Below are 21,956 nucleotides of genomic sequence, written 5' to 3'. Positions count from 1 at the left end.
GGCGGCGGATCATACGAAAGGCGCAATCGCCAGCCGCGCCATTACCGCCGGCAAAGCCGCAGTGACGTTGCGCTGAACGAGGTCGATGCGCGGCACCACACAGCCGGCAATGGTCGCGCTCGACTCTTCCTGGAAACGCTCCACAGCGTTAGCGGCAACCAGCTGGATCGTAAGGTCGATGACTCCCACAGGTTGGAACAAAAGCGGCTTCGGACCAAGTCCGGGCACCTCTGCGAGGCCGGCAATGCTGGCTGGCGCATGGCAGACCAGCCGCCCGAAACGCGCCGCGACAAACAGCTGGTCGTCGCCGATCAGCCGCGCAAACAGCCCGAGCCGGCTGAAATGGTCGATGAGCGCCAGCGCCAGCGTTGTCTTGCCCGAGCCGGACGGCCCGGTGATCAGGACGCCCCGCTCGCCAATCAGGACTGCGGTGGCATGGATGTTCTCGGGTTCCGCGGTGGGATCGGGCATGCGCAGCCGCGATCAGCCTTCGGCCGGCAGCGTAACGACGAAGCGCGCGCCCTTGATGTCGCCGGGCTTGGTGCCGGGGATGTTCTCGGCGGTCAGCGTGCCGCCATGGGCTTCGACGATCTGCCTGGATATCGACAGGCCAAGCCCCGAATTCTGGCCGAACGCCTCGCCCGCCGGGCGGTCGGTGTAGAAGCGCTCGAAGATGCGGTCGATGGCGTCGGCGCGGATTCCGGGGCCGTTGTCGTCGACGGTGACGATGTTGACCTTGCCCGAGCGTGCCAGGGAAATGGCGATATGGCCGTGGTCCTCCGGCACGAAGGAGCGGGCATTCTCGATCAGATTGGTGATGACCTGGCCGATCCTCAGATCATGGCCGGTGACGAAATAGCCTTTGACGCCTTGCGGCAGCTTGGCGGCCTTGAATTCGATCTCGACAGCCTTTTTGTTGCGCGTCGCTTCGCGCGACACGGCGACGAGATCGGTGATGAATTTCTTCAAATCGACCGTGGCGGCATCCTCACGCGCCAGTTCGGCGTCGAGGCGCGAGGCATCGGAAATGTCGGTGATCAGCCGGTCGAGACGCCGGACATCGTGCTGGATGATCTCCATCAGCCTGCCGCGTGAATTGTCGTTCTTGGCCAGCGGCAAGGTCTCCACCGCGCTGCGCAGCGAGGTCAGCGGGTTCTTCAGCTCGTGCGAGACATCGGCGGCGAAGCTTTCGATCGCCTCGATGCGGGCATAGAGCGCGTTGGTCATGTCGCGCACCGCGACCGACAAATTGCCGATCTCGTCCTGGCGGTCGGAAAAGTCGGGGATCTCCTCGCGGCTCTTGACGCCGCGCCGCACCCGCACTGCCGCCGCCGATAGCCGGCGCAGCGGATTGGCGATGGTGGATGCGAGCAGCATCGACAGGATGGCGGTGACCAGGGCGGCGATGCCGAACACGCGCAAAATAGCCTTGCGCTCGGCGGCGACGATCTTGTCGATGTCGCCGCCTTCCGTCGACAGCATCAGCACGCCGAGAACGGCGCGGAAGCGCTGGATCGGCACCGCCACGGAAACGATCTGCTCGCCCTGTTCGCTCACCCGCACGATCGTCGATGGACTGCCGGTCAGCGCCTTGACCACTTCCGGGAAGGCCGCACCGTTGCCGCCGGGCTGCTCGTGGTAGACGGGCAGGTCCTTGTTGCGGAAGAAGTCGAAGACGAATTTCTGCACGCGCTCCAGCATATCCGGCTGCTCGTCCTCGACCGGCGGCAGGTCGTAGCGCAGGATCTGGCCGCGCGAGTAGAGATGGCGCGAATCGAGCAGCAGATTGGCGTCGCGATCATAGATGCGGGCCCGGGTGCGCGTCGGCGAAATCAGCCGCCGCAGCACCGGCGCGACGCGCTCGGGGTTGATCGGGAAATCCAGGTTGTCGAGCTGGTCTGAGCCCGGCCCGAGGCTTTCACCGGCCTGCAGTTCGAGCAGTTTTTCCGGATCGATGCTGATCGAATCGGTCTCGACCGTCGCCGACGCGGCAATGGCGCCGGCGATGATCTCGCCCTGCGTCATCAGGCTTTCGACGCGGGCGTCGATCAGCCCGTCGCGGAAGGTGTTGAGATAGAGGATGCCGGTGACCAGCACGGCGAGGCCGGCCAGGTTGAGGAACAGGATGCGCCGGGTCAGGCTGGAAAAGATGTGGTGGCCGAGGAAGCGGCGCATCGGCACGGTCAACCTCGACAGGAATGCGGGCAGAATCCGCGACCGCCTGACAGCGCTCGTTCGTCTGCTCCGCTGTACATCCACTGCCATCGAATAGCAGCTCCCGCCTAGTCTTTGGTTTTATGCATGTCGTCGTCCCAAAAACCACGACCACTTTTGGGCGACATGCATCAACTCAAGCTTCGCGGAACCGGTATCCGACTCCGTAAAGGGTTTCGATCATTTCGAAGTCGTCATCGACGGCCTTGAACTTCTTGCGCAGCCGCTTGATGTGGCTGTCGATGGTGCGGTCGTCGACATAGACCTGCTCATCATAGGCCGAATCCATCAGCGCATCACGGCTTTTTACCACGCCGGGGCGCTGCGCCAACGAGTGCAGGATGAGAAATTCGGTGACCGTCAGCGTCACCGGCTCGCCCTTCCAGGTGCAGGTATGGCGTTCCTGGTCCATGACCAGCTGCCCGCGTTCCAGCGAACGGGCCTGCTGGCTGGGCGCCTTTGCCGCAGCTTCGCGGGCGCTGGCGCGGCGCAGCACGGCGCGCACCCGCTCGACCAGCAGGCGCTGCGAGAACGGTTTGCGGATGAAATCATCGGCGCCCATCTTGAGGCCGAAAAGCTCATCGATCTCATCGTCCTTCGAGGTCAGGAAGATCACCGGCAGGTCGGACTTCTGCCGCATCCGGCGCAACAGCTCCATGCCGTCCATGCGCGGCATCTTGATGTCGAGGATGGCGAGATTCGGCGGCCGCGCCGCCAGGCCTTCCAGCGCCGACGCACCATCCGTGTAGGTCTCGACGCGATACCCCTCGGACTCGAGGGCGATCGACACCGATGTCAGAATGTTGCGGTCGTCATCGACAAGCGCGATTGTTGCCATTTCAAGCGGCTCCCTCATGAGCTGTCCCTTCTGTGTTAGAGAAGGGGCTTTTGCAGGACAAATTAGGTACAAAATGTGGCACAGGCTCCACCCGCTGTCGCGGACGGCTTGCCGGCGGCCCCATCGGAACCTCTACACGGGTTGGACGAACACTGTGTGCCAATCCTTTGGGCAACCACCGTGATTTTTGCACATATAAACGATTTAAACAACTTTCAAAATTTTTAAATCGATTAATGATTTGATATCATTCGAGTTTTCTGGTTCTCACCGTCTCAGCCCCTAACGCGGGCTCGCCGGAAACGCGCCGGCAAAGTGCGGCGAATCCAGAAGAAGGGACCCTTGATGTCGGAAGTCGGCAAACGCAATTCTGCTTGCGCGATCGATCGTATCGGCCTGAAAACCACCGGCACGGTGCATTATAATTTTGGTGCGGCCGCCCTTTATGAGGCAGCGATCCGTCGTGGCGAGGCCCGGTTGACCGCCGGCGGCGCGCTGCTTGCCGAGACCGGCCAGCACACTGGCCGCTCGCCCAAGGACAAGTTTGTCGTCCGCGATGGCGCCACCGAGCCCCATGTCTGGTGGGACAACAACAAGGCGATTTCGGCGGGGCAGTTCGAAATGCTGCTCGCCGATTTCCTTGTCCACGCCGCGAATAGCGATCTCTATGTGCAGGACCTCGTCGGCGGCGCCGATGCCGAGCTGAAGCTGCCGACGCGGGTCATCACCGAATTCGCCTGGCACTCGCTGTTCATCCGCAATCTTTTGATCCGCCCGCAGGCCGCCGAGCTTGAGGATTTCGTGCCGGAGATGACGATCATCGACCTGCCGTCCTTCCGCGCCGATCCGGCCCGCCACGGCAGCCGCACCGAAACGGTGATTGCGGTCGATCTCACCCGCAAGATCGTGCTCATCGGCGGCACTTCCTATGCCGGCGAGATGAAGAAATCGGTGTTCACCATGCTCAACTATCTGCTGCCGGAAAAGGGCGTCATGCCGATGCACTGCTCGGCCAATGAGGGCCCGGGCGGCGACGCAGCGATCTTCTTCGGGCTTTCCGGGACGGGCAAGACGACGCTGTCGGCCGATCCGTCACGTACGCTCATCGGCGACGACGAGCACGGCTGGGGACCGCACGGCATCTTCAACTTCGAAGGCGGCTGCTACGCCAAGACGATCCGGCTGTCGGCCGAGGCCGAGCCGGAGATTTTCGCCACCACGCAGCGTTTCGGCACGGTGCTGGAAAATGTCGTGCTCAACGCCGACCGCGTGCCGGACTTCAACGACGGCCGGCTCACCGAAAACACGCGCTGCGCCTATCCGCTGGATTTCATCCCCAATGCCTCGAAGAGCGGACGGGCCAGCCACCCGAAAAACATCATCATGCTGACCGCCGATGCCTTCGGCATCATGCCGCCGATCGCCCGGCTGACCCCGGCGCAGGCGATGTACCACTTCCTCTCCGGCTACACCGCCAAGGTGGCCGGCACCGAGAAGGGCGTTACCGAGCCGGAAGCGACTTTCTCGACCTGCTTCGGCGCCCCGTTCATGCCGCGCCACCCCAAGGAATACGGCAATCTGCTGCGCGAGCTGATCGCCCGCCACGGCGCCGATTGCTGGCTGGTCAACACCGGCTGGACCGGCGGCGCCTACGGCACCGGCAAGCGCATGCCGATCAAGGCGACGCGCGCCTTGCTGGCCGCAGCGCTTGACGGTTCGTTGAAGGCGTCCGGTTTCCGCACCGACGCCAATTTCGGCTTCGAGGTGCCGGTTGCTGTGCCTGGCGTCGACAGCGCCATTCTCGACCCGCGTTCGACCTGGGCCGACAAGGCAGCCTATGACCGGCAGGCAGCGCGATTGGTCGGCATGTTCGCCGTCAACTTCGAGAAATTCGAGAGCCATGTCGATGCCGTCGTGCTCGGCGCAGCACCTCGCCTGCAGGAAGCTGCGGAATAGTCGAGGCGTCTTCACCGAAGCATCCTTGAAAGGCGCGATCTCGATCGGGCCTTTTCTTTTTTGGTCCGCCGCGCCATGACTGCGGTATGCCTATCGACGACATCATCATATCAGACGAGGCCGTAATCCACCCGGGCGACCTGCACGAGGATTTCATCCGCTCGTCGGGTCCCGGCGGCCAGAACGTCAACAAGGTGGCGACCGCGGTCCAGTTGCGCTTCGACGCCGCCAATGCGGCTGGCCTGTCCGAACGCGTGCGCGCGCGCACGATCAAGCTCGCCGGCCAGCGCGCCACCAAGGACGGCGTCATCGTCATCGAGGCCGGCCGCTTCCGCACCCAGGAGCAGAACCGGGCCGATGCCCGGGCAAGGCTGACGGCGCTGGTCGCCAAGGCCGCGGAACCGCCGCCGCCGCCGCGCAAGAAGACCAGGCCGTCGAAAGGCTCGGTGGAGCGGCGGCTGCAAAGCAAGGCAGGGCGCGGCACGATCAAAAAGCTGCGCGGCCGGGTAGAGAACGACTAAGGACCGCGCCGACTGCGTGCATAAAGCGGCCTCCCCTTCGGAACCGCAGCCACAAGGTTTCACCATTGCCACAGAAAGGGAGGCCGACAACGGTGGCTTTCGGGTCGCCGTTTCTGATTGGCGGTGGCATGGTTTCAGTATCAACCGGAGGCGAAGTCATGCTCGTTCTGCCCAAAGGCGTCCGCCACATGCCTGGTTATCTGTCCCGCGCGGCGCAGGAAGCGCTGGTCGAAGAGGTGAGGACCATTGTACAGCGGGCGCCGCTGTACGTGCCGGCGATGCCGCGGACCGGCAAGGAGATGAGCGTGCGCATGACCAATTGCGGCACGCTCGGCTGGGTCACTGACAAGGAGTTGGGCTATCGCTACCAGCCAACGCACCCACTCACCGGAGAGCCATGGCCGCCGATCCCGGACGCGCTGCTGCAATTGTGGCGGGAGGTCGCCGCCTATCCGAATCCGCCGGAGGCCTGCCTGGTCAATTTCTATACGCAGGACGCCAAAATGGGTCTGCACCAGGATCGCGACGAAGCCGATTTCTCGGCCCCAGTGGTCTCGGTGTCACTTGGCGACGATTGCCTGTTCCGGGTCGGCCAAGTGACGGGCAGGGGGGCCACACGCGACGGCGGTACCAAATCGTTCCGCCTGAAAAGCGGCGACGTCGTCGTGCTCGGCGGCGAAGGCCGGCTCTGCTTCCACGGCGTCGGCCGCATCTATCCGTCGACCTCGGCGCTGCTGAAAAATGGCGGCCGGATCAATCTGACGCTGCGGCGGGTCAACCGTACCCTGGAGCAGTAGAGGTATTCTTCGACTTACTGTTTGTTAAAGTATAGGTGCGACACAAAGGAATGTTCTCAAAAAGATTGGGGCCGTTCCTATGGCTTCCTCTGAAATCGTGCAAAGTCCTTCGCATGTGGACCGGTTTCCCGCATGGCTCGCGCGTGAGGGCCGCCGCAGTGCAATGATCTTCGCATTTGTCGTGTTGACCTTTCTCATCGCGACAATCAGGGGCGATTCGATCCTGCCCCATATTGTTGAATATACCGGTCGAATTGTGCGCTTTTTGCCTTTGCTGGGCTCTATCCTTGTTGCCGTGGTTGGTTCCTGCGCGCTCGTTCAGGGTCGCCATGGGTCACCAGTCAGCATCGCGGTCGCTTCCCTCGGAGGCATGTCGAATACCCTTGCGCGGGGTTTCTGCGCTAGCGTCGTGTTGGCTCTCTTCATGGCGGCATTCCTCTACAACAAAATGATGATTCCGATTGTCGCCCCCTTCCAGTGGGACGAAACTTTCTCCCACTGGGATGCAAATCTCCTGGGTGGGAATCAGGCGTGGCAAATCATTCAGCCGGTCGTCGGCATGCCTTGGGTAACTCGCCTGTTGGACATAGTGTACACTCTGTGGATGCTGCTGGTGTTCTTGTTCTGGGTGGGGTTGCTTGTCAGTCCGCGCGTGCCTGAGCGGATCCGCCTTCGCTACTGGCGGGCGACGGTCATTTCGTGGATCCTGATCGGCCTGGTCATAGCAACGTTGTTCTCCTCGGCAGGACCTTGTTACTTTGCGGAAATGGTGCCGGGCGCACCCTCGCCATATGCCGATCTGATGCGCTATCTCGACGAGGTTGCCTCGATCTATCCGCTGTCGTCATCCTTGACACAGGATTTTCTTTGGGAGGTCTATACTGGCCGTGTCGATTTGCCCGGTGGCATTTCGGCCATGCCCAGCATGCACAACGCGCAGGCGGCGCTGTTTGTGGCTGTCGCGTACTCAATTGATCGCAGGTTCGGTCACGCCATGCTGGCCTTTGGCGTCTTGTTGTTCTTCGGCTCGATTCACCTCGGGTGGCACTATGCCGTGGACGGAATTGTCGGCATTGCCGCGGCGCTCGCCATCTGGTGGGGCTGTGGCAAATTGGGGCTGGCGAATGACGACGCTTTCTTGAGCGAGCGCGTCCTCGCACAGCACTAACCGATTCTACAGATTTTCCTTATAAAGTGCCCGGGCATTGCAACGTCGGCTCGGGACAATGACAAAGAGCAGTGTGGTTTTCCGTCAGTTGTGGGCAGTCATCAAACAAGCGATCCCGCTGATTCGCCGGGATTCAGGCGTTTATCTGTTCATCGTCGTCTACACATTGGCCGGACTGGTTTTTCTGTATGCAATAGGCGCGGCCGACCGCAGCGCGTATTCGATATATTTCGGGCGGTGGATATTGTTGAACGGCCTGATGCTGCCGACCTTCGCCATTATTGTTGACATAAGCCTGCTTATACATCGCACCGACATCAGGCGCCGTCTGGCGGCGAAATATGTGTTCTCGACATCGCGGCTGGCATATTCGCTCTCGGGTCTATGCCTCCTCATGGCGCTCATGATCTTTCAAGGCACATTCACCTCGGTGAAGAACGGAATGCCGGTCTGGCAGGACGGCTTTCCATTTGACGTGCTGCATGCCGACATCGATGCGTTCCTGCATTTCGGCGCCGATCCGTGGCGCTGGCTCTATCTGGTGGCCAAAAACGATTTCGTGCGGGCTGCCATCGAGTGGAATTACAACGTATTCTGGTTTGTCCTCAATTTTGGCGCCTTGTTCTTCGTCGCGACATCGCCCCGGACGGCGTCGGTTCGAACGCGCTATGTCATCTGCTTCATGGTGGTTTGGATCGTCGTCGGCAACATATTGGCTGGACTGTTCCTGTCGGCTGGTCCGGCGTTTTACGGGATGGTCACGGGCGACACGGCGCGGTTTGGCGAACAGCTCGCATTCTTGGCCCGCGGCGCCGAATCCTCCAATTCCGCTGTTTCCTACCAGCAATATTTGTGGAGGCTTCATGAGGCCAGGCAGACCGGTTTCGCGTCAGGCATTTCGGCCTTTCCCAGCGTGCATGTCGGCTTGGCGATGCTCAACGCACTTTTTGCATGGGAGTACAATCGCCGTCTCGGCGCTGTAGCGTTTGTCTATGTGGCCTTTGTTGCCGTCAGCTCGGTTTATCTGGCGTGGCACTATGCAATCGACGGCTATGCCGCAGCTGCTGTCTCGGTGATTGTCTATGTCGCGGCGCGCAAACTCGTCCCGGCCGACCGGCGCTATGTCCGGCGACCGGCGCAGGATACGCAATCGGCCGATATCGCGACCAGCCCGGAGGCGGCGGTCACAGTTTCCTGAGCGCCACTTCCTCGACCAGATGATTGGCGCCCTTGCGCAGGATGAGGTCGGCCCGCGCTCGTGTCGGCACGATGTTCTCGCGCAGGTTTTTCAGGTTGATGTTGGCCCACAAGCCTTCCGCAATGGCGCGCGCGGCGTCTTCCGAAAGCTGCGAATAGCGGTGGAAGAAGGAGTCCGGATTGCGGAAGGCCGTCTCGCGCAGGCGCATGAAGCGGGCGATGTACCATTGGTGGATCAGCTTTTCGTCGGCGTCGATATAAATGGCGAAATCGAAGAAATCCGACAGGAACGGCACTATCTTGCCGTCCTTCGGCAATTTGCCGGGTTGCAGAACGTTGATGCCTTCGAAGATCAGAATGTCTGGCCGGTCGATGGTGACGAACTCGCCGGGAATGACGTCATAGGTCAAATGCGAATAGACGGGCGCGCGGACATTGCGCTGGGCCGACTTGATGCCCGAGAGGAAACGCAGCAGCGCACCGACATCGTAGCTGTCGGGAAAGCCCTTGCGCTCCATCAGATTGTCGCGTCGCAACACCTTGTTGGGCAGCAGGAACCCGTCGGTGGTGATGAGATCGACCTTGGGGCTCGACGGCCAGCGCGCCAGAAGCTCCTTCAGCACGCGCGCCGTGGTCGATTTGCCGACCGCAACCGAACCGGCAATGCCGATGATGAACGGTGTCTTGACCACATCCAGCGCGTTGAAGAAGGCCTGGCGCTGGCGAAACAGCAACTGGCTGGCCTCGACATGCGCCGAAAGCAGCCGCGAGAGCGACAGATAGATGCGCTTGACTTCTTCCAGGTCGACCGGATCGTTCAGTGAGCGCAGACGGTTGATCTCGTCTTCGCCCAGCGTCATCGGCGTGTCGGCGCGGAAGTTCGACCATTGCTCGGCCGAGAAGAAACGATAGGGGGAATATTTCTCGGTCGGAGCGAGCTGGTCCATCGAGTTTCCTGCCCTCTAGAGCATGAGGCCGAAAAGTGTGAAGCGGTTTTCGGGCGACATCATGCTCCCTCTATCAATTTAGAGACGGATTCAGATTTAAGGCCTCGGCCCGAAATCATCCGGCTCTCGCGGTCAGCCTTTCGGCCGGGATGCCTTTTCAGTGACGCCCGAACGGCCGGTACGGCCCTCAAGCTCCTTCAGCACCTCGCCCAGCGAAACGCCGGCCATGCCAAGCACGACGAGCCAATGATATATGAGATCGGCACTTTCGGAAACGAGGGCATTTTTGTCGCCCTTGACGGCGGCAATGACGGTCTCGACTGCCTCTTCACCAAGCTTCTGCGCCGCCTTGTCGATGCCTTTGGCGAACAGTTTTGCCGTCCACGAGTCCGGGTCGCCGGAACGGGCGCGTTCGCCAATGATCGTTTCCAGATCGGACAGCGAAAATTCAGCCATGGCGCAGCCTACAGCCTTTGTGGAGTGGATTGAACCGGGTAGTCCAGCCGCATCGGTAGCCCGGCCTCGGCCATATGCGCCTTGGCTTCCGCAATCGTGTAAGTGCCGAAATGGAAGATCGAGGCCGCGAGCACGGCGCCGGCGTGGCCGTCGCGAATGCCCTCGACCAGATGGTCGAGCGTGCCGACGCCGCCCGACGCGATGACCGGCGCGCGCACCGCATCCGCTATCGCGCGGGTCAGCGCAATGTCGTAACCGGCCTTGGTGCCGTCGCGGTCCATTGAGGTCAGCAGGATCTCGCCAGCGCCGCGATCGACCATTTTTCGCGCAAACTCGACCGCATCGATGCCGGTCTTTTCACTGCCGCCATGGGTGAAGATCTCCCAGCGGCCGGGCTCTTTCGGCGCCGACACCTTCTTGGCGTCGATGGCCACGACAATACACTGGTTGCCGAACTTGTCGGCGGCTTCCGCGACGAAATCGGGGTTCTTCACCGCCGCAGTGTTGATCGACACCTTGTCGGCGCCAGCCAGCAACAGTTTGCGAATATCGGCCACCTGGCGCACGCCGCCGCCGACGGTCAGCGGCATGAAGCATTGTTCGGCGGTGCGGGCGACGACGTCGAAGATGGTTTCACGGTTGTCGGACGACGCGGTGATATCGAGAAAGCAAAGCTCGTCAGCGCCGGCCGCGTCATAGGCTTTGGCCGCCTCGACCGGATCACCGGCATCGATGAGGTCGACGAAATTGACGCCCTTGACGACGCGGCCGTTCTTGACGTCGAGGCAAGGGATGACTCGGGCCTTCAGCATCAGCCCTTCTCCATCGTCGCCAGCAACTCGCTTAGCAGTTCGCCGACCAGCGGCGGAACCTCGGCCTGCGCATCGAACGCCGGATCGTAGGCGGAAATGGTGATGCCGGAAATCGGCAGCAGGCCGGCCATGCCGCAGACAGCCTGGCGCAGCTGTTTCGGCTCCGGGCCGCCGGGCGTGGTGTAGCGGTTGGCCTGCAGCGCCCCGGGGTCGTGTACGTCGAGATCGAGATGCAGGTGCACCCGCTTCGCATCCGGCGCCTTCAGCCTGCCGCTGGCCGTCGCCCAGTCCGGGCATTCGGTGCGGATGACCGGCAACGTCTTCAACAGCTCCGTTTCGGCCGGATCGAGATCGCGCGCGTTGACCAGCACGCAGCGCGCCGGATCGATCGGCCGGAAGCCGGGGATGGCCGAGGCCATCGGCTTCCAGCACAGGCCGAGAACCGTGGCCAGCGCCATGCCGTCGAGAAAGCCGAAGATGGACGTCTCCGGGGTGTTGAGATCGCCATGCTGGTCGGCCCAGATGATCGCATCGGCATCCTCGCCGGCAACCGCACCGGCCGATGTCAGACAATTGCCGGCCAGCACGATGGGAAGCCGGCCGCGGTCTATGGCGATGCGGACCTCGCCGGAGACGGCACCGCACACGGCAAAGCCGGTGGCGATCTCGCGCTGCTGTTCGTCGCCAACCCTGCCGATATCGGTGACGACGACGTCGTGCCCGGAGAGCGTCAGCGCGTCGACAAGCCCGCCGGCGATGAGTGCATCCGGGCCTCGGCCCATGCCGCCGTGATAGTGGCCGCTGTCATAGGAGGCCAGGATGATGGAGATTTTCACGGCCGGGTCTCCATCGCCTTGCCCTGCAGCACCGCAAGCGCCTCGGCCGGGTCGATACGCCCGTCATAGAGCGCGCGGCCGGAGATGGCGCCTTCCAGTTTCTTCGCGTCGGGCATGGTCATGCGCACGATGTCGGCGATCGAAGCCAGCCCGCCCGAGGCGATGACCGGGATCGAGACGGCGTCGGCGAGATCGATCGTGGCATCCCAGTTGATGCCGGTCAGAACGCCGTCGCGGTCGATATCGGTGTAGATGATGGCGGCAACGCCGGCGCCTTCGAATTTCCGCGCCAGTTCGATGACGCCGAGGCTGGAAGCCTCGGCCCAGCCTTCGACCGCCACCTTGCCGCCCTTGGCGTCGATGCCCACGGCGATCTTTCCAGGAAATTCCTTGCAGGCTTCCCGGACCAGGTCGGGATCGCGCACCGCCACCGTGCCGAGGATGACGCGGGCCAGCCCGCGGTCGAGCCAGTCCTCGATCTGCGCCAGCGTGCGGATGCCGCCGCCGAGCTGCACCGGGTTTTTCGTCGCCTTGAGGATGGCGCCGACCGCCGCGCTGTTGACGCTCTGGCCCTTGAAGGCGCCGTTGAGGTCGACGACATGCAGCCATTCAAACCCTTGCTCTTCGAAGGCCTTGGCCTGGGCCGCAGGGTCGTCATTGTAGATGGTCGCGGTCGCCATATCGCCGTGCTTCAGCCGCACGCACTTGCCGTCCTTGAGGTCGATGGCCGGAAACAGGATCACCGTTCAGACCCCTTCCACAATGGCGAAATGCGAGGTCGAATAAGCGCGCCGGAATTTCAGCGCTGCCTGGTATTCGGGGGAATGGAAGCAAGCCAGCGCGACCTCGTAGCTTTCGAACTCGACGATCACATGGCGATTGCCGGATGGCCCTTCCGGGCTTGACGACTGACCGCCTCGCGTCAGGAATTTCGCGCCGTATTTGTCGAACGCCGCTTTGTTGGCGGCGATGTATTTCGGATAGTTTTCCGGATCGGTCACATCGACCATCGCCATCCAGTAGCCCTTCTTGCTCATCTCAAGGCCTCCAGCGCAGGAAGTTGGTGATCAGTGCCAGGCCGAGCGCCTGGCTCTTTTCCGGATGGAATTGCGTGCCGGCAAGGTTGCCGCGCGCGACCGCCGCCGTTACCGGGCCGCCATAATCGGCGACGGCCAGCACTTCGTCCGGCCTTGTCGCGTCGAGATGGTAGGAATGAACGAAATAGGCGTGCAGACCCTTAGGCCCGGTCGCAATACCCGAAAACAGCGGGTGCTTGCGCTCCAGATCGATGGTGTTCCAGCCGATTTGCGGGATCTTCAGTGCCGGATCGGCGGGCGTGATCTCCTTGACGTCGCCGGCAATCCAGCCGAAGCCCTTGGTCACGGTCTTTTCCAGGCCGCGCTCCGACATCAGCTGCATGCCGACGCAGATGCCGAGGAACGGCCGCGCCTTGGCGATCGCTACCTCTTCCACCGCTTCCCACATGCCGGCGACGCCGCGCAGGCCCGCCGCGCAATCGGCATAGGCGCCGACGCCGGGCAAAACGATTCGGTCGGCGCTGCGCACCCGCTCGGCGTCGGCGGTCAGCTCGATGGCAGCGGCAATGCCGGCTTCATGCGCGGCGCGCTCGAAGGCCTTGGTGGCCGAGCGCAGATTGCCCGACCCGTAATCGATGATGGCAACCCGCATCTCAGGCTTTTCCCGGCGTATGGCTCAGGCCCAGCGTCAGCCCGGTCTGCGTCGGCCGGGCCAGGCTGGCGTCCGGCACGATGCGCGGCAGCGGCGCCGGCTCGTCGGCAAGCGCCTCGGCGTCCAGTGTCTGGCGGATGTCGGCATCGTCAGGATTGTCGGCTTCGACGACGCCCCATTCATGCCAGCCGCGGCAGCGCAGCGCTGCGATCCGCAGCCCTTGGCCTTCCAGCCCGATATAGAGCGAGACCAGTAAAGACAGTGCGGAGCCGGCCCAGTCCAGTCCCAGCCATTGGCCGAGCACCGAGATGAGCCCCATGGCGACGAAGGCGAGCGCGGCCTCGATCCAAAGCCGGTGCCAGGCGAGCCACAGCGGCGCCACCAGGAAAGCCAGCCAGGAAAAACCGTCGCGGACCAAAACGGTTGCGTCGGCCGCCTCGGTGCGGCCTGGCGGTTCCATCACGACATAGATGGCCATCAGCCTACCCTTTCAGAGATCCCTTGGTGGAGGGAACCGCTTCCGGCTGGCGCGGGTCGCGCTCCAGTGCGAAACGCAGCGCGCGCGCCACCGCCTTGAAGCAGGTCTCGGCAATATGGTGGTTGTTGGCGCCATAATGATTGGTGACATGCAGCGTGATACCGGCATTCTGCGCCAGCGCCTGGAAGAATTCACGCACCAGTTCGGTGTCGAACGTGCCGATCTTCGGGGACGAGAAGGCGACATTCCAGACCAGGAACGGACGGCCCGACACGTCGATCGCGGCCCGCGTCAGCGTCTCGTCCATGGCAAGGTCGACAGAGGCATAGCGCATGATGCCGCGCCGCTCGCCCAGCGCCTGGCCGATCGCAATGCCGGTGTCCTCGACCGTGTGGTGGTCGTCAATGTGCAGGTCGCCCTTCGCCTTCACCGTCATGTCGATCAGCGAGTGGCGCGACAGCTGGTCCAGCATGTGGTCGAAGAAGCCGACGCCGCTCGACATGTCGGATTTTCCGGTGCCGTCGACATGGACCGAGACGCTGATCTCGGTTTCCTTGGTCTTGCGGCTGACTTCGGCGGAACGGGACGCCATGACCTTGTCCTTGGCTGAGGGGTTCGAAACTCAAGACGGGGTTCCAAGCTGTCATTTGCTTGAAAACGAGTGCCTTCTAGCAGCATGAACCGGCGATTGCCAGTTGCGATGCGGACAGCCACCGGCCATGGCGGACGCCGTTTGCAATCACCCGCCCCATGCATACATATGGCCGATCGAAATCACTCGTACCGCGCGCCAATCGCCTTATCGGGATCGCGCGAATCGGAGCTAAAAATGTCGAATGAACTGAGCATGCACGCCACGACCATCGTGACGGTGCGCAAGGGCAACAAGGTGGTGATCGCCGGCGACGGCCAAGTCAGCCTTGGCCAGACCATCATGAAAGGCAACGCCAAAAAGGTGCGCCGCATCGGCAAGGGCGGCAATGTCATTGCCGGTTTCGCCGGCGCCACGGCGGACGCCTTCACCCTTCTGGAGCGGCTGGAAGCCAAGCTCGAACAATATCCGGACCAGTTGACGCGCGCCTGCGTCGAGCTCGCCAAGGACTGGCGCACCGACCGTTATCTGCGCCGGCTGGAAGCGATGATGCTGGTGGCCGACAAGTCGGTTTCGCTGGCGCTCACCGGCACCGGCGACGTGCTGGAGCCCGAATTCGGCGTCATGGCCATCGGTTCCGGCGGCAACTATGCGCTGGCCGCTGCCCGCGCGCTGATGGATAGCGACAAGGATGCCGAGGAGATCGCCCGCAAGGCGATGCAGATCGCCTCCGACATTTGCGTCTACACCAACAACAACTTTGTTGTCGAAACGCTCGATGCCGGCTAACCCGCCGGTGCTCTATGATTTTCGACCGGTTGCCGAAAAAGACCTGCCGATGATCGCCGGCTGGCTGGCCGAGCCGCATGTCGCCGAATGGTGGGACGATCCGGAGACGGAAATCGCCGAAATCCGGGAGCACATTGACTCTATTTCTGTAGAGCCGCTGATCGTCGAGCTCGACGGCAGGCCGATCGCCTATCTGCAGAGCTACGATCCGCATCTGGAAGACGGCCATCCCTATGCCGACCAGCCGTTTGGCACGCTCGGCATCGACCTGTCGATCGGCGTGCCGGACCTGGTCGGCAAAGGTCATGGCTCGGCGATTGTCAGGCAATTCGTCGAGCAACTGTTCGAGGAAGGCGCGCCGCGCATCATAATCGATCCGCATCCCGACAATGGCCGCGCCATCCGCGCCTATGAAAAAGCGGGGTTCAGGGCTATCGATCGCAGGCACTCTAGATATGGGGACGTCGTGCTGATGGCTGTCGGTGCCAAAGAGAGCGACGCGGAAGAAGGGGAATGAGTTGATGGCGACACCGGGCACTGCCAAAAATTACTCGGCCTACGAAGACAGCTGGCGCATGGGGCTTCTGCTCGTGCTCGCTCTGCTCATCTTCCAGGTCGGCGCGCTTTACGGCATGGGCCGCACGCCGATCTGCACCTGCGGTTACGTCAAACTCTGGCACGGTGTGGTGAACAGTTCGGAGAATTCCCAGCATATTTCCGACTGGTACACGTTCTCGCACATCATCCACGGCTTCCTGTTCTACGCCTTGGCCTGGTTCCTCTTCCCGCGCTCGCCAATCGGTCTGCGCCTGGCTTTCGCCGTTGTCATCGAGGGCGGCTGGGAACTCCTGGAAAACAGCCCGTTCATCATCGAGCGCTACCGCGCCGGCACGATTTCGCTGGATTACTATGGCGACTCGATCATCAATTCGGTGTCCGACACGCTGGCCATGGTGCTGGGGTTTGTGATGGCCAGAAAGCTACCTATATGGGTGGTCGTCGGCCTCGCCCTCATCTTCGAACTGGGTGTCGGCTACCTCATCCGGGACAATCTGACGCTCAACGTGATCATGCTGCTGCATCCGTTCGAGTCCATCAAGCAGTGGCAAAGTGGAATTCAGTGATATGACCACCTTCTCTCCCCGTGAAATCGTTTCGGAACTCGACCGCTTCATCATCGGCCAGAAGGACGCCAAGCGCGCCGTGGCCATTGCCTTGCGCAACCGCTGGCGCCGCCAGCAGCTGGAAGGCCAGATGCGCGAAGAGGTGATGCCGAAGAACATCCTGATGATCGGCCCGACCGGCGTCGGCAAGACCGAGATCTCGCGCCGCCTGGCGCGGCTCGCCGGTGCGCCTTTCGTCAAGGTCGAGGCCACCAAGTTCACCGAAGTCGGCTATGTCGGCCGCGATGTCGAGCAGATCATCCGCGACCTGGTCGAGATCGCCATCGGCCTGGTGCGCGAGAAGATGCGCGAGGACGTGAAGGCGCGCGCGCACCTCAATGCCGAGGAGCGCGTGCTGGAAGCCCTGGTCGGCAAGACGGCGAGCCCGGCGACCCGCGATTCGTTCCGCAAGAAGCTGCGCGACGGCGAGCTCGACGACAAGGAGATCGAGATCGAGGTTGCCGACACCGGCACCGGCGGCATGCCCGGCTTCGAGATCCCCGGCATGCCGGGCGCTAATATCGGCGTGCTCAACATCAACGACATGCTGTCGAAGGCGATGGGTGGCAAGAAGACCAAGGCGCGCAAGACGACGGTCAAGGAGTCCTACGCGCTGTTGGTCAACGACGAGTCCGACAAGCTGCTCGACCAGGACGAGGTGGTGCGCCGGGCGCTCGACGCGACCGAAAATGACGGCATCGTCTTCCTCGACGAGATCGACAAGATCGCCTCGCGCGAAGGCGGCATGGGCGCCGGCGTCTCGCGCGAAGGCGTGCAGCGCGACCTGCTGCCGCTGATCGAAGGCACGACGGTGGCGACCAAATACGGACCGTTGAAGACCGACCACATACTGTTCATCGCCTCGGGCGCCTTCCATGTCTCCAAGCCGTCCGACCTGTTGCCGGAATTGCAGGGCCGCCTGCCGATCCGTGTCGAGTTGCGGGCGCTGGAGAAGGACGATTTCATTCGCATCCTCACCGAGACCGAGGCCAGCCTCATCAAGCAGTATATCGCGCTGATGAAGACCGAAGGCGTCGACCTCACCTTCACCGACGATGCCATCGATTCGCTGGCCGGCATCGCTGTCGACCTCAACGCTAGCGTCGAAAACATCGGAGCGAGACGCCTGCAGACGGTGATGGAGCGCGTGCTGGACGAGATCTCCTACGACGCGCCCGACCGCAACGGCACCAGCGTCGCCATCGATGCCGCCTATGTGGAAAAGCATGTCGGCGACCTCTCGCGAAACACAGATTTGTCGCGATTCATCCTTTAAACGAGGGCGCCGGTTCATCCGGCGCCGGTATTAGAGCGCCGCGCGTCCTTTGGACGCGCAAAGGTCGCTCTAACAGTATTGAATCGACGCATCGGACTTTCCAAAATCGGTTTCGATTTTTGGGCCGATGCTTAGGCACCAATTTCCGGCAAACATCATCGTGTGTGGCCGGATGGTATCATGCGGCCACCTTTCGTCTTGCCGGCTGCAAGGGCGCTCTCGACTCGACCGGGAGCTTTACCTAGTTTGCGCGGCAATTCTCTAGGCGGCGGCGCATGAAAAAACTGATCCTGCTCATTCTCGGCTTGACGCTGGCGGCGACGCTGTTCGCGGCTGACGCGGCGACATTGGTGCCGGCGGGCAACCGCAATGCCGTGCAGCCTGACATACCGGGCGCCTCGAGCCGCCGCACCCAGGCGACCAACACCACCTTCCAGGCCAAATACCGCAAGGTCTACGCCTTGCTTCAGAACGACGCCGAACTGCGCGCCAAGATCAGGAAGGCCTCTGCCGCTTACGGCATCAATCCTTTGCACATCGTCGGCGCCATCGTCGGCGAGCACACCTACAATGTCGACGCCTACGACCGGCTGCAGACCTACTACGTCAAGGCGATTTCCTACCTCTCCAGCAAGCTGTCCTTCGCCTATGACGGCGAGGACATCACCGATTTCGTGCAACGGCCGGAATTCAAGAAATGCACGATGTCGGACAGCTACGACCTGTGGGAATGCCGCGAACAGGTGTGGAACCGCTCCTTCCGCGGCAAGACCGTCGGCGGCACAAGCTTTCCCAACGACCGCTTCGGCGCAACCTTCTTCCAGCCCTATTATGCCGGCCAGACCTTTGGCCTCGGCCAGCTCAACCCGCTGACCGCGCTGCAGATGAGCGATCTCGTGCACAAGGTGTCGGGGCTGCCCGAACTCGATGTCGGCGATCCCAATGGGGTCTACAAGACCATCATGGATCCGGATCTGACATTGCCCTACGTCGCAGCGACGATCAGGAAGTCGATCGACGCCTACAAAAACATTGCCGGCTTCGACATCTCAGGCAATCCGGGGCTGACCGCCACGCTCTACAATGTCGGCAATCCCGAGCAGCGCGCCTATGCGCTGAAAGCAGAGAACGACAAGCGCCGCGCGGCGGGTGAGACGGTCAAACTGCCCGAGGAGAATTATTACGGCTGGCTGGTCAACGACAAGCTGGACGAGCTGAAGGCGCTGTTTTAGCGGGCTTAGCTCAGCCGTCTACCTCCCCCTTTGTGGGGAGGTCGGACCGCAGGTCCGGGTGGGGGCCGGTGCCGCACCCCCACCCCGCTGCTTCGCAGCGACCCTCCCCACAAGGGGGAGGGTAAGTCAGCCCTTCACGCTGCCAGCAACGACTTCAGCTTCACATCCGGCGACCCCAACGCCTCCGGCGCCGGCTGTGCCCGTTTCGCGATCAGCATCTCGGCCAGCCTGATGTCGCGCGCCACGGCATTGCCCGTACCGAGGCCGCTCGCCGCCACCAGCCTGCCATCCTCGGCCAGATGAAACAGAATAAAAGCACCGTCGCCGAGATCGCGGCGGACCGTGCTTTTGCCCTCGTCCGAAAGGCCGGCGATCTGCAGCGACAAACCATACTGATCCGACCAGAACCATGGCACCGCGGCATGCGCTTCGCGGGCGCCCAGCATGTTCTTCGCGGCCAGCGCACCCTGTTCCTGCGCATTGCGCCAGGCTTCCAGCCGCACCCGCCGGCCAGCATAGACAGCGAGCGGAAACGAGCAGCAATCGCCGGCGGCGAAGATGTTGGGATCGATTGTTTGGAGTTCGCCATTGACGGCGATGCCGTTATCGACGGTCAGGCCCGCTTCCGCGGCAAGCCCGGTCACCGGCACGGCGCCGATGCCGATGACGGCGAGATCGGCGACGATGTCCTGCCCATCGGCGAGCATGATGTGCACCTCAGCGCCGTCGTCGGCGATATCAGCGATGCCCTGACCGGTGAGCACGGTCACGCCTTCGGCCTCATGCGCCTGATGGATGATTTCAGCGATCTCCGCCGGCACCCCGCGCATGAGGATGCGCGGCTGCGCCTCAATGACCGTGACGCTGGCCCCGAGCTTGCGCGCCGAAGCGGCGAGCTCCAGGCCGATAAAGCCACCACCAATGATGGCGATGCGGTTTGCCGGGCTGAGGTGGGCGCGAATGGCCAGCGCGTCGGCAAAGGTGCGGAGGTAGACGCAGCGCGACCCCAATCCCGGCATCGGCAGCTTGCGCGGTGTCGAGCCGGTCGCCAGCAGCAGCTTGTCGTAGGGCAGGGCCGAACCGTCCGACAGCCGCACCATATGCTCCGGGCGGTCGATCGCCACCGCTTGAACGGAATGGATATGCCGGATCGATTTCTCGGCCAGAATTTCGTCGCTGGCGATCGTCTTGATCTCGGCCGCGTCGCTCGTCATTGCGTCCTTGGACAGGGGCGGCCGCTCATAGGGCAGATGGGGTTCGTCACCCACCAGCGTCACCGGCCCGTCATAGCCCAGTTCGCGCAGAGCAAGGGCTGCCCGCCCGCCGCACTCGCCGGCGCCAATGATGACCATTCCCGCCTGCATGGTCCTACCCGATCTGGATCAGCACTTTGCCGGCCTCGACCTTTACCGGATAGGTGGCGAGATTGACGCAAACCGGCGCGCCGCGTGCCGCCCCCGTCTTGTAATTGAAGCGGCCATTGTGCTTGGGGCACTCGATGATGTCGTCCATCACCAGCCCGTCGGCCAGATGCACCTTTTCGTGCGTGCACAGGCCATCGGTGGCGAAGTAGTCGTCATCGGGGCTGCGATAGATGGCGAAGGTGCGGCCGCCATGGTCGAAGCGCATCACATCTTCTTCGTCGATGTCGCCGGCAGCACAGGCTTCGATCCAGTCGCTCATGTGTTCCTCCCAAAAGCAATTCCAGGAAAAGTGCGTTGCGGTTTTCCGTTCGGAGTTGCGTCAAAACAAAAGCTTAATCGCGCGATCATTCCGCCGCGGCGGCGACGGCGTCGTTGTGGAGTTCCTCGCGATAGGGCCGCGCCGTCGGCGGCAGTTCGCGCTTGAGGAAATAGTCCTCGTTGCGCAGCTGGCGCAAAAAGGCCGGGATCATCTCACGATAGCCGGCCAGGATCGACGGCGTCGGCGCCGGCAGATCGTGCTTGATCAGCGCATGCAGTTTAGGCAGCGCATGATAGGGCACCATCGGGAACATGTGGTGTTCGACGTGATAGTTCATGTTCCAATAGATGAAGCGGCTGACCGGGTTCATGTAGACGGTGCGGCTGTTCAGCCGGTGGTCGATGACATTTTCCGCGAGCCCGCCATGCTGCAGCAGGCCGACCATGACATGATGCCAGGCGCCGTAGAGCCGGGGCAGCCCGACCAGCATCAGCGGCAGCCATGAACCGAAATAAAGCGCCAGCGCGATCGTCACGGCATAGATCGCCGTCCAGATGCGGGCGATGCGAATGGCCTTAGGCTGCTCCTGTTCGGGGATAAAAGTCTTTTCCGCCGCGCTGATATTGCCGGCGGCATTGCGCAGCATGTCCGACATCGCATGCCAGGCATCCAGCACGCCGATAAAGCCAAGCGCGACCCGGAACAGATCCGGCGGCCGCATGACGGAGATTTCCGGGTCGCGGCCGACGATGATGGTGTCGGTGTGGTGGCGGGTGTGGCTCCAGCGCCAGGTCACCGGATTGCGCATGATCATGAAGCAGGCGATCTGGTAAACCGCGTCGTTCATCCACTGGGTGCGGAAGGCGGTGCCGTGGCCGCATTCGTGCCAGCGTGAGTCGGTGGAGGAGCCGTAGAGCACGCCATAGACGAAGAAGAACGGCACGCACCACCAGCTGCCCCAGAACCAGGCGCCGCCGGCGGCACTCAGGATCAGCGCGGCCAGCCAGATCGCGGTGTCGCGGATCGCCGGCCCGTCGGAGCGCTGCATCAGCTCCTTCATCTGCTTGCGCGGAATATCGGTGTGATACCACTCGGCCGCCGCCAGCCCGGTCTCGACGGCGAGCTTGGAATCGCGGCCCATCAGGCTGTAGTCGCGCCGAAACGGTAGTGTGGATAGTGTCGCTTCCATAGGGGCTGCCTCCGTCGGCCACAGCATCCGTCAGGACGGATATGTCCATTACAGGCGCTTGTGTCCGAGCGCAAAATAGCGCCATGCGGTGATAGTCTCAATATCACAAAGATAGTTTCTATC

At 62.5% G+C, this 21,956-nt stretch carries 25 protein-coding genes; 10 read left to right on the top strand and 15 right to left on the bottom strand.

Features of this window, described 5'->3' with window-relative positions; all coding sequences use genetic code 11:
* Window positions 1–9: 9 nt before the first annotated feature.
* The 3 genes from NKL04_RS24205 to NKL04_RS24195 form a co-directional block, all read right to left on the bottom strand.
* Window positions 10–471, bottom strand: a complete 462-nt coding sequence (locus tag NKL04_RS24205; RefSeq protein WP_023672306.1) for an HPr kinase/phosphorylase — start codon at window positions 469–471, stop codon at window positions 10–12.
* Window positions 472–483: 12 nt separating this feature from the next.
* Complete coding sequence (locus NKL04_RS24200; RefSeq protein WP_023672307.1) at window positions 484–2,265, bottom strand: sensor histidine kinase; 1,782 nt, start codon at window positions 2,263–2,265, stop codon at window positions 484–486.
* 85 nt (window positions 2,266–2,350) lie between these two features.
* Window positions 2,351–3,052 (bottom strand): response regulator transcription factor, encoded by a 702-nt coding sequence (locus NKL04_RS24195; protein ID WP_010912942.1) that lies wholly within the window; start codon window positions 3,050–3,052, stop codon window positions 2,351–2,353.
* A 345-nt stretch (window positions 3,053–3,397) separates the two neighbouring features.
* Here NKL04_RS24195 and NKL04_RS24190 point away from each other — a divergent pair, with 345 nt between their 5' ends.
* From NKL04_RS24190 to NKL04_RS24170, 5 genes are all read left to right on the top strand, one after another.
* Complete coding sequence (locus tag NKL04_RS24190) at window positions 3,398–5,008, top strand: phosphoenolpyruvate carboxykinase (protein ID WP_023695997.1); 1,611 nt, start codon at window positions 3,398–3,400, stop codon at window positions 5,006–5,008.
* Between the two features lie 86 nt (window positions 5,009–5,094).
* Window positions 5,095–5,529 (top strand): alternative ribosome rescue aminoacyl-tRNA hydrolase ArfB, encoded by a 435-nt coding sequence (gene arfB, locus NKL04_RS24185; protein WP_023672309.1) that lies wholly within the window; start codon window positions 5,095–5,097, stop codon window positions 5,527–5,529.
* A gap of 158 nt (window positions 5,530–5,687) precedes the next feature.
* The gene (locus NKL04_RS24180) at window positions 5,688–6,326 is read left to right on the top strand and encodes an alpha-ketoglutarate-dependent dioxygenase AlkB (protein ID WP_023702078.1); all 639 of its coding nucleotides are present in this window, start codon (window positions 5,688–5,690) and stop codon (window positions 6,324–6,326) included.
* A gap of 79 nt (window positions 6,327–6,405) precedes the next feature.
* On the top strand, window positions 6,406–7,494 hold the full coding sequence (locus NKL04_RS24175; RefSeq protein WP_081725589.1) for a phosphatase PAP2 family protein: 1,089 nt from the start codon (window positions 6,406–6,408) through the stop codon (window positions 7,492–7,494).
* Window positions 7,495–7,552: 58 nt separating this feature from the next.
* Window positions 7,553–8,692: a phosphatase PAP2 family protein gene (locus tag NKL04_RS24170; protein WP_023694619.1), complete on the top strand. Its 1,140-nt coding sequence runs from the start codon at window positions 7,553–7,555 to the stop codon at window positions 8,690–8,692.
* On the opposite strand, the gene coaA is transcribed toward NKL04_RS24170, so the two are convergent.
* The 9 genes from coaA to hisB all read right to left on the bottom strand — a co-directional run bounded on the left by coaA (window position 8,679) and on the right by hisB (window position 14,501).
* Window positions 8,679–9,638, bottom strand: coding sequence for a type I pantothenate kinase (gene coaA / locus NKL04_RS24165; protein ID WP_023672313.1), 960 nt, complete (start codon window positions 9,636–9,638; stop codon window positions 8,679–8,681). The genes NKL04_RS24170 and coaA overlap by 14 nt on opposite strands.
* A 132-nt stretch (window positions 9,639–9,770) precedes the next feature.
* Window positions 9,771–10,094 carry a phosphoribosyl-ATP diphosphatase gene (locus tag NKL04_RS24160; RefSeq protein ID WP_023672314.1) on the bottom strand — a complete coding sequence of 108 codons (324 nt, stop codon included), beginning with the start codon at window positions 10,092–10,094 and terminating at the stop codon, window positions 9,771–9,773.
* Window positions 10,095–10,102: 8 nt separating this feature from the next.
* Entirely contained in the window at window positions 10,103–10,909 is an 807-nt protein-coding gene (hisF, locus tag NKL04_RS24155) for an imidazole glycerol phosphate synthase subunit HisF (protein WP_023702080.1), read from the bottom strand.
* Complete coding sequence (locus NKL04_RS24150) at window positions 10,906–11,742, bottom strand: arginase family protein (protein WP_023702081.1); 837 nt, start codon at window positions 11,740–11,742, stop codon at window positions 10,906–10,908. The genes hisF and NKL04_RS24150 overlap by 4 nt, the downstream gene beginning before the upstream one ends.
* On the bottom strand, window positions 11,739–12,485 hold the full coding sequence (hisA, locus tag NKL04_RS24145; protein ID WP_023694622.1) for a 1-(5-phosphoribosyl)-5-[(5-phosphoribosylamino)methylideneamino]imidazole-4-carboxamide isomerase: 747 nt from the start codon (window positions 12,483–12,485) through the stop codon (window positions 11,739–11,741). Before hisA ends, NKL04_RS24150 begins: the two co-directional genes overlap by 4 nt.
* A gap of 3 nt (window positions 12,486–12,488) precedes the next feature.
* Window positions 12,489–12,779 (bottom strand): DUF1330 domain-containing protein, encoded by a 291-nt coding sequence (locus NKL04_RS24140; RefSeq protein ID WP_023672318.1) that lies wholly within the window; start codon window positions 12,777–12,779, stop codon window positions 12,489–12,491.
* Between the two features lies 1 nt (window position 12,780).
* The gene (hisH, locus tag NKL04_RS24135) at window positions 12,781–13,431 is read right to left on the bottom strand and encodes an imidazole glycerol phosphate synthase subunit HisH (protein WP_023681413.1); all 651 of its coding nucleotides are present in this window, start codon (window positions 13,429–13,431) and stop codon (window positions 12,781–12,783) included.
* A gap of 1 nt (window position 13,432) precedes the next feature.
* Window positions 13,433–13,909, bottom strand: a complete 477-nt coding sequence (locus NKL04_RS24130) for a DUF2628 domain-containing protein (protein ID WP_023695989.1) — start codon at window positions 13,907–13,909, stop codon at window positions 13,433–13,435.
* 4 nt (window positions 13,910–13,913) lie between these two features.
* Entirely contained in the window at window positions 13,914–14,501 is a 588-nt protein-coding gene (hisB, locus tag NKL04_RS24125; RefSeq protein WP_023702082.1) for an imidazoleglycerol-phosphate dehydratase HisB, read from the bottom strand.
* 237 nt (window positions 14,502–14,738) lie between these two features.
* On the opposite strand from hisB, the gene hslV reads away from it, so the two are divergent.
* The 5 genes from hslV (at window position 14,739) to NKL04_RS24100 (ending at window position 18,961) form a co-directional block, all read left to right on the top strand.
* Complete coding sequence (gene hslV / locus NKL04_RS24120) at window positions 14,739–15,290, top strand: ATP-dependent protease subunit HslV (protein ID WP_023672322.1); 552 nt, start codon at window positions 14,739–14,741, stop codon at window positions 15,288–15,290.
* On the top strand, window positions 15,280–15,807 hold the full coding sequence (locus NKL04_RS24115) for a GNAT family N-acetyltransferase (protein WP_023702083.1): 528 nt from the start codon (window positions 15,280–15,282) through the stop codon (window positions 15,805–15,807). The genes hslV and NKL04_RS24115 overlap by 11 nt, the downstream gene beginning before the upstream one ends.
* A gap of 4 nt (window positions 15,808–15,811) precedes the next feature.
* Window positions 15,812–16,414, top strand: coding sequence for a DUF2585 domain-containing protein (locus NKL04_RS24110; protein WP_023702084.1), 603 nt, complete (start codon window positions 15,812–15,814; stop codon window positions 16,412–16,414).
* Between the two features lies 1 nt (window position 16,415).
* Window positions 16,416–17,729, top strand: coding sequence for an ATP-dependent protease ATPase subunit HslU (gene hslU / locus NKL04_RS24105; RefSeq protein ID WP_023672325.1), 1,314 nt, complete (start codon window positions 16,416–16,418; stop codon window positions 17,727–17,729).
* Window positions 17,730–18,004: 275 nt separating this feature from the next.
* A complete protein-coding gene (locus NKL04_RS24100) occupies window positions 18,005–18,961 on the top strand; it encodes a DUF1402 family protein (protein ID WP_023702085.1) in 957 nt (318 codons plus the stop codon).
* A gap of 134 nt (window positions 18,962–19,095) precedes the next feature.
* On the opposite strand, the gene NKL04_RS24095 is transcribed toward NKL04_RS24100, so the two are convergent.
* The 3 genes from NKL04_RS24095 to NKL04_RS24085 form a co-directional block, all read right to left on the bottom strand.
* On the bottom strand, window positions 19,096–20,313 hold the full coding sequence (locus NKL04_RS24095; protein ID WP_023702086.1) for an NAD(P)/FAD-dependent oxidoreductase: 1,218 nt from the start codon (window positions 20,311–20,313) through the stop codon (window positions 19,096–19,098).
* A gap of 16 nt (window positions 20,314–20,329) precedes the next feature.
* Entirely contained in the window at window positions 20,330–20,644 is a 315-nt protein-coding gene (locus tag NKL04_RS24090) for a MocE family 2Fe-2S type ferredoxin (RefSeq protein ID WP_023672328.1), read from the bottom strand.
* Between the two features lie 85 nt (window positions 20,645–20,729).
* Complete coding sequence (locus tag NKL04_RS24085) at window positions 20,730–21,833, bottom strand: fatty acid desaturase family protein (RefSeq protein WP_031209636.1); 1,104 nt, start codon at window positions 21,831–21,833, stop codon at window positions 20,730–20,732.
* Window positions 21,834–21,956: the final 123 nt, after the last annotated feature.

It is taken from the genome of Mesorhizobium sp. C264A, assembly GCF_040324515.1.
Taxonomy (GTDB): domain Bacteria; phylum Pseudomonadota; class Alphaproteobacteria; order Rhizobiales; family Rhizobiaceae; genus Mesorhizobium.
Note: the sequence above shows the minus strand (reverse complement) of the source record. Positions and strands in the feature narration are given on the sequence as shown.